The sequence below is a fragment of the Winogradskyella jejuensis genome, assembly GCF_900129745.1.
Classification (GTDB): Bacteria; Bacteroidota; Bacteroidia; order Flavobacteriales; family Flavobacteriaceae; genus Winogradskyella; species Winogradskyella jejuensis.
In genome coordinates, this window is sequence record NZ_FQWS01000001.1 from 696,096 (window position 1) to 709,205 (window position 13,110).

Consider the following 13,110-nt stretch of genomic DNA (forward strand, 5'->3'; position numbering starts at 1 on the left):
GAACTATAGGTACTTATTTTCTAAGACTTTCCAATCATACATAGTTTTAAATTCTGACAGCAATTTTGGTTTTACATTTAACTTCAAAACATCAACTTTACTTTCTTCATTAGAAATATTTCCTTCTTCAGTAATAAGTTGCAATTTTTTAAAATCGTATTTATCATGTACAAAATTCCCTGTTGAAGCATTTACACTCATACTTTCAGCAGAAAAAATACTCATCATATTATTAGTAAACTGGAAAGTGTAAGATTGAAAATCTCTTGTATAATGGTAAAAGACAGTTAGCAAATCATTTTGGATATTTATAATGGGCGACAAGTGAAGAGTCATCCCACCTTCATCATGACGTGCAATAAAAGTATTGTTTTGTATTACAACCTTGTAAGAATCACCACTCTTAAGAAAAACTACTATTATACGAGCTTTGTTCTTTTTAATCTTACAGCTTGAGCATCTCCTTTCTAAAACTTCGTTTTTAGACTCTAATATTAAAGCTATATCCTCCATTTTATCAGCATTTAAATCTCCCAAAGACTTATCAATTACTATCCAATCAGAATTCGAGAGAACTTGTTTTAAACTTCTATTTATAAAATTTGGATACTCATATTCCTTTTCTTGAGAAAAGGATAAACATCTCATAGACAACAGTATTATTACTAAAACTAGTTTCATCAAAACTCAAGTTTTTTTCTCTTCTTTAAATACAGATTGAAGTATAGACTGTAGGATAGAAAGTAGAATACTAAAAAGTATTGCTGTCCATATACTATTTACAGCAAACCCATCAATGAGCTTATCTGCTAATAAAATGATAAGGGCATTAATAACTAACAAAAACAAACCTAATGTAAGAATGGTGATTGGTAAAGTTAAAATGATTAAAACGGGCTTTACTAAAAGATTTAAAACCGATAGCACAACCGCAACAATTATGGCACCGACGTAACCATTCACTGATACTCCACTTAAAAAATGTGCTAAAACAAAAACGGCGAAGGCATTGATTAGCAAACGCAAAATTAAATTCATAATATTAAGTTTTAAAATAGCTTTCTAAAGTTACGGTTTTTTAAAAACAACTATATCCTGATATTCGTTTCTGTCTTCCGCTTCATTTTGACCTCGCCAAAAACCATCAACTATAGTGACTAGCTCTAAATTAGCATTAGAAATCATGTTGGCGAGCTTGGTTTTATGAATGGCTATATTACCCGAAGTAACATTAGTATTCATTAAACGGTAGCCTTCTTTTTTATGTGGAAAATTAAAATCTTTTTGTGCTGAAATATGTGCTTCATCTGTTTCATCATAAAGAAAAAACGTAGAAAAACATAGACCTCCAGATTTTAATACGCGATAAATTTGATGAAAATAATGCTGAATTTCGTCTATCTGCATGTGCGTAAACAACGATACAGAAAAAACCTTATTAAAAGAGGCATCCTCGTATGGAAACTGAAACTCTGAGGCCTTTAAAGTTGATGTATTATATAAGTCATTAAACAAAGGAACATATTTAAAATTAAAGTTTGGAAAATCTTTTCCTAAACCTTTGTTACACCAATCTACACCCTGTTTAACAACATCAAAACCATCATAAGAACCTTCTTGATTGAGATATGATGAAAGTGCTATCGCCGAACGCCCAACGCCACTACCAATATCTAAAACAGAATCATTAGGTTGTAAATCAATATAAATTTTTAAGTGTTGTAAATGCAACTCACCTTGCTTAATATAATATTTTGCATTTGCTGGCGAGCCTGTATAAATATCGCCACGAGACGGTACGTATTTATGCGTTCTCCCTAAAATTCGGTCTCTTAGATCAGAAGGCAAATAGTAAAGTTTACGAATAAAAAAACGTTGATTTGATGACAAACCATACCAGAAATCTCTTAAAAATTGAGGTTTTGTCATTTATTATTCGGTTATAAAATCTACAACTTTTGCATAGAATTCGTTAGGATTTTCTGCATGTAACCAATGTCCTGCATTAGAGACTGTCTCTATCTTAGCATCTGTAAAATGTCGATGAATGATTCCTTCATCAGTTGGCCCAATATATTCAGATTTATCGCCACGGAGAAACAGTGTTGGTTTTGTGAAGGTAGCATGAGATGAAAGTGCTTCTCCCACTTCAGACACATTATCCTTCAAAACGGGGAGATTTATTCGTAAGCCTAACTGTCCTTTTTCTACCCAATATAAATTTTTAAGAAGAAACATTCTTGTCCCAGCTTCGCTGACGTAATTAGCTAATGATTTATCCGCTTGACCTCGAGACTTGATTTCTGAAAAATCTAATTGAGATAAGCCTTCTAGAATGGCATCATGATGCACAGGATAGTATCTTGGTGAAATATCTGCTACAATCAGTTTTTTAACTAAATCTGGAAATTTAGTAGCAAAAGTCATTGCTGTTTTACCTCCCATAGAGTGTCCCAAAAGTATTAGCTCTTTCAAATTATGTTCTTCACAATAGGCTTTTAAGTCTTCCGCCATGATATCGTAATCAAACTCATTTGAATGAAAACTGCGTCCGTGATTGCGTTGGTCGACCAAGTGCATTTCATAACCCAGTTCAGAAAACTGACGCGCCAGAGTTTTCCAATTATCTCCCATGCCTAAAAAGCCATGAAGAATGACAAAAGGGTTTCCTTCTCCAAAGATATTGCTGTGTAAAATCATGATAATCGGTGTAAATACATTTGTATAACATTCTCGATACCTAGATACAAACTTTCTGAAATTAGGGCGTGGCCAATTGACACCTCTAAAAGACCTTCAATATTTTCTTTAAAAAACTTAATGTTATCTAGAGATAAATCGTGCCCTGCATTAACACCTAAACCTAATTGATTAGAAAGTTTGGCACAGTCAGCGTATGGCTTTATAGCATCTTCATTACCCAAAGCGTATTGGTGTGCAAAAGCTTCAGTATATAATTCTATGCGGTCCGTTCCTGTTTCTTTTGCACCTTCAATTTGTTTAAGGTTAGGGTCAACAAATATTGAAGTTCTTATCTTATTTCGTTTAAATTCCGAAATAACTTCAACCAAAAAATCTTTGTGCTTAATTGTGTCCCAACCAGCATTTGAGGTTATGGCATCAATGCTATCTGGTACCAAAGTGACTTGTGTTGGCTTGGTTTCTAATACTAAATCTATGAATTTTGGGATAGGATTGCCTTCAATATTATATTCGGTATGCACCACGTTTACCAAATCTCTAGCATCTTGATAACGAATATGGCGTTCGTCAGGACGCGGGTGAATAGTTACGCCCTCGGCTCCAAAACGCTGAACGTCCTCAGCAAACTTAACCACGTTTGGCACATCACCGCCTCTACTATTTCTTAGCGTTGCAATTTTATTGATATTAACACTGAGTTTTGTCATTTCTTACTGATTTTAAAGACAAAAATACAAAGTAGAACACGCAAATACTGGTTATTTTTAATTAATTTGCACAATCTTAGAGAATTGATTTATGCAGTTACAAGATTACATTATTAACGACATAAAACCTTTGAATATTAACGATTCGATTGGTGATTTACAGTTGCTTTTTAATCAATTGACGTATTCTCATATACCCATTGAAAAAGATGGTATTTATCTAGGTTGCATCCCAGAAACAGATGCTCATTGTTTTGAAGCTAAAAAATTAATCGCTGACTGTAGTTATACTGCTGAAGGATTTTTTGTTCGTACAACGACAAACTGGCTTGATGTCCTTGAGGCTTTTGCCCAAAACAATAGCAATATTATGCCTGTCCTAAGTCCTGAAAACAAATACTTAGGCTACTATGAGCTTAATGATATTATTCATCTGTTTAACGAAACACCATTTTTCTCGGAGCCAGGAGGCATATTAATTGTTGAAAAAGGAATTCAGGATTACTCGTTTAGCGAAATTAGCCAGATTGTTGAGTCTAATAATGCGAAATTACTTGGCGCTTTTATTTCTAAAATTGAAAATGATTTAGCTCAAATCACTCTAAAGATTGGCAATACTAGCCTTAACGATGTCACCCAAACATTTAGACGCTACAGCTACAACATTATCGCAGGACATGAAGACGACAGTTACCTAAAAAGTTTAAAAGACCGCTCAAAATATCTCGACAGGTACTTAAATATGTAGATTATGAAAGTTGCCATCTATGGTCAGAATTATGCAAACGAAAACAATCAAGTAGCTTTTGAAACCCTTCTTGATGAGCTAAAAGCACATGAAGTTGAGATTTATGTTGAAGCACAATTTTTAAAACTTCAGAAAGAAGTCTTACACAACGATTGGTCGTTTGGTATTTTCACATCGCTAGACAATTCTTACGATTTATTAATCAGTATTGGCGGTGATGGTACCATACTAAGAGCTATAACTTATGTTAAAGATTTAGATATAAATATTGTTGGGATTAATACAGGACGTCTTGGTTTTTTAGCAACTATTCAAACTAACGAAATTAAAGACGCTCTCGCAGAAATTCTTAAAGGTGACTATAAAATATCTGAACGCTCTTTACTTTCAGTAGACATAGACCCAGAAAACAAAGATGTAAAGACCACCAATTTCGCACTCAACGAAATTACTATTAGTCGTAAAAATACGACTTCGATGATTACTGTAGAAACTCATTTAGACGACGAATATCTAACCTCATATTGGGCAGATGGCCTTATCCTTGCTACACCAACAGGTTCTACAGGATATTCTCTGAGCTGTGGTGGACCCGTTATCTCACCTGAAGCTAGCAGTTTTGTATTAACCCCAATTGCTCCTCACAACCTCAATGCTAGACCATTAGTCATTACCGATAAAACTGATGTAAAATTAAAAGTAAGTGGAAGGGAAAATCAATTTTTACTGTCTTTAGATTCTAGAATCATTACACTACCTAATACAGCTACTGTGAGAATCAAAAAAGCTGATTTTAAAATAAAAATGGTAGAACTAAACAGTGAAAGCTTTTTAGATACCTTGAGAAAAAAAATGCTTTGGGGGGAAGATAGACGTAACTAGGCAATAATTCAGCGTAAATACTGTTTTCTGTAAGACAATTTATATCAAATTGTTATAGAGTAATCTTAATTGTTATATTTGCAAACTTTTAAAAATTTATGAGGTATTTACTGGTATTTTTATTAGCTCTTCTAGTTAGTCAAACATCACACGCTCAAATCTATGAGTTTGGTATTTTTGCCGGTGGAAGTAATTTCATTGGCGATGTTGGTTCTACAAACTATATCTCTCCAAATCAAGTAGCTTTTGGTGGTATCGTAAAATGGAATAGAAGCCCTAGACATGCATACAGAGCTTCAATTATTTTTACAAATTTAGAAGCGGTAGATAGTAAATCTGATGACCCAAGACGTAGACAACGAAATTATGGCTTTAGAAACGGACTTTTTGAAGCATCTCTAGGTATGGAGTTCACGTTTTTCGATTTTAACCTTCATGATGTATCACTAAAAGGCACTCCATATTTATACACCGGAATATCTGTAGCCAGGCACGAGAATTTTTTCTTTGATAATAATGGTAGACTCACTTCAGAAAATACAAATAGCTGGGCTTACGGTATTCCCATGACTTTGGGCTATAAAGTATCTATCAGTCCTCATTTTATTTTAGGTGCCGAAATTGGTGCTAGATACACCTTCTCAGACGAGTTAGATGGCAGTGTGCCAGATGCAGACTTTAGAGAACAGTTTAGTTTCGGAAATACAAATAGTAATGATTGGTATGTGTTTTCTGGATTTACATTAACTTACACTTTTGGGCAAAAGCCCTGTTATTGTGACTTTTAAAATGAGCCTGAGAGACCAATTAGATACCAACAAACTTCCAAACCATATTGCTATAATCATGGATGGTAACGGTCGTTGGGCTAAACAAAAAGGTCTTATTAGGGTTCTAGGACATGAAAGCGGCACTAAATCTGTTAGAGAAACAGTAGAAGCTTGTGCAGAAATTGGGATTAAGCATTTAACGCTTTATGCATTTTCTACAGAAAACTGGAATAGACCAAAACTTGAAGTACAAACTTTGATGAAACTCTTGGTAAAGTCCTTAAAAAAGGAGATAAAAACACTTCAAGACAACGAAATAAAGCTAACAGCCATTGGATGCCTAAAAGATTTACCTGAAAAGGCCTTTAATGAGCTGCAATATGTTAAAGAAAAAACAAAAAATAATGAAAGAATGACATTAACTTTGGCTTTAAGCTACGGTTCTCGTGAAGAACTTGTTAATGTTGTTAAAGAATTATCACTTAAAGTTAAAAATAATATAATTTCAGCTGAAACTATTGACGAATCAATTATTAATAAGCATCTTTACACGCAAAATTTGCCAGATGTAGATTTGCTAATTCGCACTAGTGGAGAACAACGAATTAGCAATTTTTTGTTATGGCAAATTGCGTACGCAGAATTATATTTTACAGATATTTTTTGGCCAGATTTTAAGAAAGAACATCTTGTCGAAGCCATAAGAGAATATCAAAATAGAGAACGAAGATTTGGAAAAACAAGCGAACAGCTTACTTAAAAGCATAAACTCAAAAGCATTGAAGAAATTTTACGCTTTATTATTATTTATTTTAGTTGCCATCCCTCACAACACCTTCGCTCAGGGTGGCGATAAGTACACCATTAACGAAATTACGGTTACAGGAAACACGGCTTTTAATGCAAGTACAATAATCACGTATTCTAGACTTAAGAAAGGGCAAGAAGTTTCTATTGGAGGAGATAAGATTGCAGAAGCTGTTAAGAAACTTTGGAATTCTAATTTATTTAATGATGTTAAGATTTACTTCATAAATATTACTGAAGACAACAAAGTTGATATAGAAATTAATTTATCTGATTTACCAGAATTAAACGAAGTTAGAATTGAAGGTGTAAAAAAAGGTAAGAAAGAAGAAATCATTGACGAAAATAACCTAAAACCTAGAGTCAAGGTTACAGAGAATCTAATTACTACAACCAGAAACTACCTTACAAATAAATACAAGAAAAAGGGATTTCTTAATGCTAAAGTTAATGTAGTAACTTCTGAAGTTACAAATGACTCTATTGAGAAGACAAGAGTAAATATGCTTGTAAACATTAATAAGGGTAATAAAGTAAAGATTAAGTCAATTACGTTTAATGGCAATGACAAACTTTCTGATGGAAAGTTGAGGAAAGCCATGAAAAATACCAAGAAGAAAAACCCAATTCGTTTGTTGAAACGTTCTAAATATGTTGAGGAAGATTACAAGGAAGACTTGGTAAGTTTAGTAGACAAATACAAAGAGAATGGCTATAGAGATGCTCGAGTTTTGAGAGATTCTATAATTTACAATGACGATAAAACAATCAGCTTAGTTATTGATGTAGAAGAAGGTGAAAAGTACACTTTTGGAAAAATAGATTTCGTTGGAAATACTGTATATACTGATGAGTTTTTATCTCAAATACTTCGTATTGAAGAAGGTGATACATACAATGGTGTAGAATTAAAAAAACGTATTGCTGACGAAGAAAAACCAGATGGTATAGATATTACAAACATATATCAGAACACTGGATACATGTTTTCTACTATCAATCCTGTAGAAGTAAGTGCAGATGGAAACGTTATTGATTTAGAAATAAGAATAACTGAAGGTAAGCCGGCATACTTCAATAGCGTAACTGTAAAAGGAAACGACATTACAAACGATCATGTTATCTACAGAGAAATTCGTACGCGTCCAGGAGAATTATACAGTAGAGCAAATATTATTCGTACGATTAGAGAACTTGGTCAATTAGGTTTCTTTAATGCGCAAGCTATTGTTCCAGACATTAAAAATCCTAATCCAGTAGATGGTACTCTAGATATTGAATATACTGTTGAAGAACAAGGTTCTAGCCAAATAGAATTACAAGGTGGCTACGGCGGTGGTGGCTTTATTGGTACTTTAGGATTATCTTTCAATAATTTCTCTTTAAGAAACATTCTTAATGGCGAAGCTTACAAACCAGTACCAAGAGGTGATGGACAGAGTTTAGCGCTTAGACTTCAAGCAAGTCAGTTTTTCCAAACCTACAGCTTTTCATTTAGTGAGCCTTGGTTAAATGGTAGAAAACCATTTCAATTGTCCACTTCAATATCTCACTCTAGACAATTCTTGTTCGACCCTCAAACAAGACGAGCAGATAGAAGTAGACGATTTAATATTACAGGGATAACATTTGGTATTTCTACAAGATTAAAAGAGCCTGATGACTATTTCTTATTTTCTCAAGCATTGAGTTACCAACATTACGATTTACAAAACTATAATACTGGGTTATTTACATTTGGTGATGGTTCGTCAAACAACTTATCTTATACAATAGGATTGACTCGTAACAATACTTACAACGATCCTATCTATCCAACTGGTGGTTCTAATTTCGCTGTTTCTGCTAAGTTGTCTCTACCATACTCCCTATTCAATGGTGTTGATTATAAAGCTTTAAAAGAAGAACGTGACGGTTTAGATCCTGTTGCAGACATTGATCGTATTGGACAAATTGACCAAGAACGCTTTAAGTGGTTAGAGTTTTACAAGGTTAAATTTAAGGCAGACTGGTACGCAGAAGTTGCAAAAAAACTTGTGTTAAGACCAAGTGTAGAGTTTGGTTTCTTAGGAGCGTATAATAACGATAGAGGTGTTATTCCTTTTGAGCGTTTCTTCCTTGGTGGAGATGGACTTGGTAACTTTGCCCTTGACGGTAGAGAAGTTATTCAGTTAAGAGGTTACCCAAACCAATCTTTATCTTCACAAGATGGTGGATCTATCTATAATAAATTTTCATTAGAGCTAAGATATCCTATAACCTTAGGACAAGGTGCTAAAATATATGCGTTATCGTTCTTAGAAGGTGGTGCTTCGGTCAATAGCTTTAGAGATTTTAACCCATTTGACTTACAACGTTCTGCAGGAGTTGGTGTAAGGATTTTTATGCCAGCCTTTGGATTATTAGGTATTGATTTTGGTCATGGTTTCGACCCACTTCCTGGTCTGTCTCAGAAAAATGGGTGGGAAACTCACTTTATTATTGGACAACAATTTTAAGTTTGGCACGATATTTTCTAACTGCTTAATAACATTTCATACTGGTGTTAAAATTTTTAAGAATATATTTCGTTTATTTGAAGTATTACTACCATTATTTAACTATGGAAGTACACAAAACGACGGAATTGAATAAATTAAAATATAAACCCATGAAATTTAAAGTTCTTTACATATTGGCTATCGTTGGTTTTATGAGCCTTAATGCTCAAACGGTACGAGGTGCAAGAATTGGATATATAGATACAGAGTACATTCTTGAGAATGTTCCAGATTATCAAGAAGCGAATGCGCAATTAGAGTCTAAGCTTACCAAATGGAAATCTGAAATTGAAAAGAAACTTGCAGATATAGAAACAAAGAAAAAAGCTTTAGAGAACGAGAAAGTACTTCTAACAAAAGAACTTTATGAAGAGCGATTAGAAGACATTTCTTTTGAAGAAGCTGAGATTCTAGATTATCAGCAAAAGCGTTTTGGTCCACGTGGTGATATGGTAATTCAACGTACACAGTTAATGCAGCCCGTTCAAGACCAAATTTGGGCAGCAGTAAAAGAAATTGCTGAAAACAAAAAATACGATTTTGTATTTGATAAGAATGCGGATTTTTTAATGCTATACTCGGCAGAACGTTTTGATATTAGTGAGCAAGTATTAAGAATAATCACTAGAGCATCCTCTAGAGAACAAGCAAAAACTAAGAAAGAGCGCAAAGCTCTCGAAAAAGAAGAAGCTATCCCAGAGGTTAATAGTACTAAAGATGAAAGAGCAAAAGCATTAGAAGAACGTAAAGCGCAACGTACAGCAGAATTAGAACAAAAGCGTTTAGACCGCGAGAAGGCATTAGAAGAAAGACGTCAAAAACAAAAAGAAGCGAGAGAAGCTAAAAAGAAAGAAGCAGAAGCAAGACGTAAAAAAGCTGCTGAAGCGAGAGAAAAGAGAGCAAATCCAGATAAAGCTGAAGCTGAGAAAACGTCTGATACCACGGCTAGTAAAATGGCTTCATCGACACTAGAAAAAGGTAAAGCTGCTGTAAAGTCTGACTCAACAAAAACAAAAACGCCAAAAGAGCTTCAAGAAGAAAAAAGACAAAAAGCTTTAAAAGAAAGAGAAGCTAGAAAAAAAGCGTTAGAAGAACGTAAAAAGAAAATATTAGAAGAACGTAAAAAAGCTAGAGAAGAGCGCTTAAAACAATTGAGAAAAAACGATTCTATTCGTAAAGCAAAAGCGAAAGAAAAGGAAGATAATTAATATACAATAAGTAAAAACACGTAAACAATAAATTAAAAATGAGAAGATTGAAAACATTACTATTAGCAATAACACTTTTTGTTGGTGGTATAAGTATGGCAAATGCACAAGCTAAAGTTGCACATGTTAACACACAGGAAATCCTAAAAACTTTTCCGGAGTATTTAGCTGCTCAGGAACAAGCAAAGAAGATTGGTGAAAGCATGAGAGCTACTGACGAGAAGCAGTTTAACGATATGGTAAAAACCTTAGAAGAAACTGCAGCTAGATACCAAAAAGAAGCTCCTACACAAACAGACCAAAAGAACGACGAACGTATAAAAGAAGTTGAAAAAATGCGTAATAGTATTGCTGAATTCCAACAGACATCTCAATACAATAGAGAAAAAGCGCAGTTTGAAAAAATGGCTCCTAGTCAGAAGAAAGTAATGGAAGCTATTAATAAAGTAGCTAACACTTTAGGTTATGAGTATGTGCTAGACAGAGCTGCATTAGTTGTAGCAAACGGTAAAGACATTACTGCTGAAGTTAAAAAAGAATTAGGTTACTAATCTTTGTTTTAATAAAATATAATTTAAAAGCCGCTTATTAAAAGCGGCTTTTTATTTTTGTAACTATGAGTAATCGACCCATTGGTATTTTTGATTCTGGTATTGGAGGCACATCCATTTTTAAAGAAATTCATGAGCTTTTACCTTATGAAGACATTATATACCTAGCTGATAGTGCTAATGCACCTTACGGTAATAAATCTGAAGAAGAGATATTAAAACTCAGTATTAAGAACACTGAATTACTCATAAACAAAGACTGTAAATTGATTGTTGTTGCTTGTAATACTGCAACAACAAATGCAATAAATTACCTTCGTAAAAACTATGATATTCCTTTTATTGGTATAGAACCCGCTATAAAGCCAGCTTCTCTAAATAGTATATCTAAATCTATTGGCATATTAGCTACAAAAGGTACACTAAGTAGTGCATTGTTTCATAAAACATCAGATTTGTATGCCAAAGACGTTACTATTATTGAGCGTATTGGAGAAGGTTTAGTTCCTCTAATTGAAGCCGGCAAGCTAAACTCTGATGAGACAAGAGAACTTTTAAAAGAATTTATCACACCAATGATAAAAGCCAATATCGATTATTTGGTATTAGGTTGTACCCACTATCCTTATCTTATACCACAATTAAAAGAGCTTTTGCCTGAACATGTAAAAATCATAGATTCTGGTCTTGCTGTAGCAAGACAGACTCAAGCCATATTAAAAGAGAAACAACTCTTAAATATTGGTAATAATCCGCCTGAAATATGTTTTTTCACAAATGGCAATACAGAAGTACTAAATACGATTATTAACCACCAATTTTCTGTAAGATATCTTAACTTTTAGTAAAGAAGAAATTGAACTTTATATTTTAATACTAACCCCATAATCCAAGCACGCTTTTTGCATTTCAAAAAAACTTGAAATTATTCCTTAAACCAACTGGAATACTTCACATAATTATTGGCTATTCTGTCAATTTCTCCTGACACGAGTTCTTGGCTAACCACTTTCACCTTTTTTGCGGGGACTCCAGCATAAACACTACCAGATTCAACTATGGTATTTTTAGTAACCACAGCACCAGCAGCAACGATACTATTGCTTTCAATAATACAATCGTCCATAACAATGCTTCCCATACCAATAAGCACATTGTCTTTAATAGTACAACCATGAACAATGGCATTATGCCCAATTGATACATTGTTACCTATAGTTGTTGGAGATTTTTGGTATGTGGCATGGATAACAGCGCCATCTTGTACATTGACTTTATTCCCCATTTTTATAAAATGCACATCACCTCGTATAACAGTATTGAACCAAACGCTACACTGCTTACCCATTGATACTTCGCCTACAATAGTTGCATTTTCTGCAACATAGCAATCTTCGGGGATTTCAGGATGTTTACCGTTAACTGATTTTATAATTGGCATGATATAATATATTATTTAAAATAAGATAGTAATTCCGCTTTTTTAGAAGCTGATACCATAATCTCTTTTCCGTTACTCAAGACTATACTCCCGCCTTTACCCTTAAGATACTTTACAATCTCATCTACATTAACTAAATAGCTTTTATGCACTCGAGCAAAATTTGCTTCTCCTAAAGCTTCTTCAATATATTTTAGGGTCTTACTCACTAATTTTTTTTTATTGTCTTTAAGGTATATCTCTGTATAGTTATCGTCGGCCTTGCAATACAAAATATTATTTGTTTCTAAAACTTCAAAACCGTTCTGCTGAGGAATAGTAATCTTACCTTCTACGCTATTGGTCTTTGCTACTAATACTTGGTCTTGCAGAGCGTCTTCTTTTGCATGTATTTCGGTAACATAATCAACAGCTTTAATAAGCTCATCTATGGATATAGGTTTCATTAAGTAATAAGCTGCATGTGCATTGAGTGCATCTATAGCATAATGATTGTATGCCGTTACAAATATGGTTTGAAAATCTATATCACCAACTTTATCTAGCAAATCAAAAGCATTGCCGTAGGGCATTTCTACATCTAGAAATACCACGTCTAAATTGTTATTACGAATTAGAACTAACGCTTCATTCACGTTCTCTGCTTCACCCAAAACGGTAATGTTAGGACAGTACTTAGCTAAGTAGTTTTTTAGAATATCTCTACTTGTCTTTTCGTCTTCGACGATTATGGCGTTTAACTTCATTGATTTA

The 13,110-nt window shown here is 33.8% G+C and carries 15 protein-coding genes; 8 read left to right on the forward strand and 7 right to left on the reverse strand.

Translation table 11 applies throughout. The features are described 5' to 3' along the window. Positions 1 to 3: 3 nt before the first annotated feature. From BUB95_RS03375 to BUB95_RS03395, 5 genes are read right to left on the reverse strand one after another with little or no spacing between them, the layout of a single operon-like run. Entirely contained in the window at positions 4 to 648 is a 645-nt protein-coding gene (locus BUB95_RS03375; protein WP_073083050.1) for a hypothetical protein, read from the reverse strand. Between the two features lie 39 nt (positions 649 to 687). Next, positions 688 to 1,038: a phage holin family protein gene (locus BUB95_RS03380; protein WP_073083053.1), complete on the reverse strand. Its 351-nt coding sequence runs from the start codon at positions 1,036 to 1,038 to the stop codon at positions 688 to 690. 30 nt (positions 1,039 to 1,068) lie between these two features. Further along, entirely contained in the window at positions 1,069 to 1,929 is an 861-nt protein-coding gene (locus BUB95_RS03385; protein ID WP_083573302.1) for a class I SAM-dependent methyltransferase, read from the reverse strand. A 3-nt stretch (positions 1,930 to 1,932) separates the two neighbouring features. Beyond that, on the reverse strand, positions 1,933 to 2,700 hold the full coding sequence (locus BUB95_RS03390; RefSeq protein ID WP_073083057.1) for an alpha/beta fold hydrolase: 768 nt from the start codon (positions 2,698 to 2,700) through the stop codon (positions 1,933 to 1,935). Continuing rightward, the gene (locus BUB95_RS03395; RefSeq protein WP_073083060.1) at positions 2,697 to 3,410 is read right to left on the reverse strand and encodes a pyridoxine 5'-phosphate synthase; all 714 of its coding nucleotides are present in this window, start codon (positions 3,408 to 3,410) and stop codon (positions 2,697 to 2,699) included. The genes BUB95_RS03390 and BUB95_RS03395 overlap by 4 nt, the downstream gene beginning before the upstream one ends. Before the next feature lie 91 nt (positions 3,411 to 3,501). On the opposite strand from BUB95_RS03395, the gene BUB95_RS03400 reads away from it, so the two are divergent. From BUB95_RS03400 to murI, 8 genes are all read left to right on the forward strand, one after another. Further along, on the forward strand, positions 3,502 to 4,158 hold the full coding sequence (locus BUB95_RS03400; protein WP_073083063.1) for a CBS domain-containing protein: 657 nt from the start codon (positions 3,502 to 3,504) through the stop codon (positions 4,156 to 4,158). Positions 4,159 to 4,161: 3 nt separating this feature from the next. After that, positions 4,162 to 5,040, forward strand: a complete 879-nt coding sequence (locus tag BUB95_RS03405; RefSeq protein WP_073083066.1) for an NAD kinase — start codon at positions 4,162 to 4,164, stop codon at positions 5,038 to 5,040. A gap of 98 nt (positions 5,041 to 5,138) precedes the next feature. Beyond that, positions 5,139 to 5,828 carry a type IX secretion system protein PorG gene (porG, locus tag BUB95_RS03410; protein WP_073083069.1) on the forward strand — a complete coding sequence of 230 codons (690 nt, stop codon included), beginning with the start codon at positions 5,139 to 5,141 and terminating at the stop codon, positions 5,826 to 5,828. A gap of 1 nt (position 5,829) precedes the next feature. Further along, entirely contained in the window at positions 5,830 to 6,570 is a 741-nt protein-coding gene (locus BUB95_RS03415; protein WP_073083073.1) for an isoprenyl transferase, read from the forward strand. After that, on the forward strand, positions 6,542 to 9,115 hold the full coding sequence (gene bamA / locus BUB95_RS03420) for an outer membrane protein assembly factor BamA (RefSeq protein ID WP_073083076.1): 2,574 nt from the start codon (positions 6,542 to 6,544) through the stop codon (positions 9,113 to 9,115). The genes BUB95_RS03415 and bamA overlap by 29 nt, the downstream gene beginning before the upstream one ends. A 152-nt stretch (positions 9,116 to 9,267) precedes the next feature. Then, on the forward strand, positions 9,268 to 10,365 hold the full coding sequence (locus BUB95_RS03425; protein ID WP_073085061.1) for an OmpH/Skp family outer membrane protein: 1,098 nt from the start codon (positions 9,268 to 9,270) through the stop codon (positions 10,363 to 10,365). A 47-nt stretch (positions 10,366 to 10,412) separates the two neighbouring features. After that, on the forward strand, positions 10,413 to 10,916 hold the full coding sequence (locus BUB95_RS03430; protein WP_159432631.1) for an OmpH/Skp family outer membrane protein: 504 nt from the start codon (positions 10,413 to 10,415) through the stop codon (positions 10,914 to 10,916). 65 nt (positions 10,917 to 10,981) lie between these two features. Beyond that, positions 10,982 to 11,761: a glutamate racemase gene (murI, locus tag BUB95_RS03435; RefSeq protein ID WP_073083085.1), complete on the forward strand. Its 780-nt coding sequence runs from the start codon at positions 10,982 to 10,984 to the stop codon at positions 11,759 to 11,761. A gap of 80 nt (positions 11,762 to 11,841) precedes the next feature. Here the strand turns inward: murI and BUB95_RS03440 are convergent, their stop codons facing one another. Further along, on the reverse strand, positions 11,842 to 12,357 hold the full coding sequence (locus tag BUB95_RS03440) for a gamma carbonic anhydrase family protein (RefSeq protein WP_073083088.1): 516 nt from the start codon (positions 12,355 to 12,357) through the stop codon (positions 11,842 to 11,844). A gap of 11 nt (positions 12,358 to 12,368) precedes the next feature. Beyond that, positions 12,369 to 13,103, reverse strand: coding sequence for a LytR/AlgR family response regulator transcription factor (locus BUB95_RS03445; RefSeq protein WP_073083091.1), 735 nt, complete (start codon positions 13,101 to 13,103; stop codon positions 12,369 to 12,371). Positions 13,104 to 13,110: the final 7 nt, after the last annotated feature.

Excerpts from the sequence above, each read along its gene's own strand:
- BUB95_RS03390 (WP_073083057.1), bottom strand. The coding sequence starts at position 2,700 with ATGATTTTACACAGCAATATCTTTGGAGAAGGAAACCCTTTTGTCATT.
- BUB95_RS03400 (WP_073083063.1), top strand. The coding sequence starts at position 3,502 with ATGCAGTTACAAGATTACATTATTAACGACATAAAACCTTTGAATATT.
- BUB95_RS03385 (WP_083573302.1), bottom strand. The coding sequence starts at position 1,929 with ATGACAAAACCTCAATTTTTAAGAGATTTCTGGTATGGTTTGTCATCA.
- murI (WP_073083085.1), top strand. The coding sequence starts at position 10,982 with ATGAGTAATCGACCCATTGGTATTTTTGATTCTGGTATTGGAGGCACA.
- BUB95_RS03405 (WP_073083066.1), top strand. The coding sequence starts at position 4,162 with ATGAAAGTTGCCATCTATGGTCAGAATTATGCAAACGAAAACAATCAA.
- BUB95_RS03375 (WP_073083050.1), bottom strand. The coding sequence starts at position 648 with ATGAGATGTTTATCCTTTTCTCAAGAAAAGGAATATGAGTATCCAAAT.
- BUB95_RS03380 (WP_073083053.1), bottom strand. The coding sequence starts at position 1,038 with ATGAATTTAATTTTGCGTTTGCTAATCAATGCCTTCGCCGTTTTTGTT.
- BUB95_RS03445 (WP_073083091.1), bottom strand. The coding sequence starts at position 13,103 with ATGAAGTTAAACGCCATAATCGTCGAAGACGAAAAGACAAGTAGAGAT.
- BUB95_RS03425 (WP_073085061.1), top strand. The coding sequence starts at position 9,268 with ATGAAATTTAAAGTTCTTTACATATTGGCTATCGTTGGTTTTATGAGC.
- BUB95_RS03440 (WP_073083088.1), bottom strand. The coding sequence starts at position 12,357 with ATGCCAATTATAAAATCAGTTAACGGTAAACATCCTGAAATCCCCGAA.
- BUB95_RS03395 (WP_073083060.1), bottom strand. The coding sequence starts at position 3,410 with ATGACAAAACTCAGTGTTAATATCAATAAAATTGCAACGCTAAGAAAT.
- BUB95_RS03415 (WP_073083073.1), top strand. The coding sequence starts at position 5,830 with ATGAGCCTGAGAGACCAATTAGATACCAACAAACTTCCAAACCATATT.
- porG (WP_073083069.1), top strand. The coding sequence starts at position 5,139 with ATGAGGTATTTACTGGTATTTTTATTAGCTCTTCTAGTTAGTCAAACA.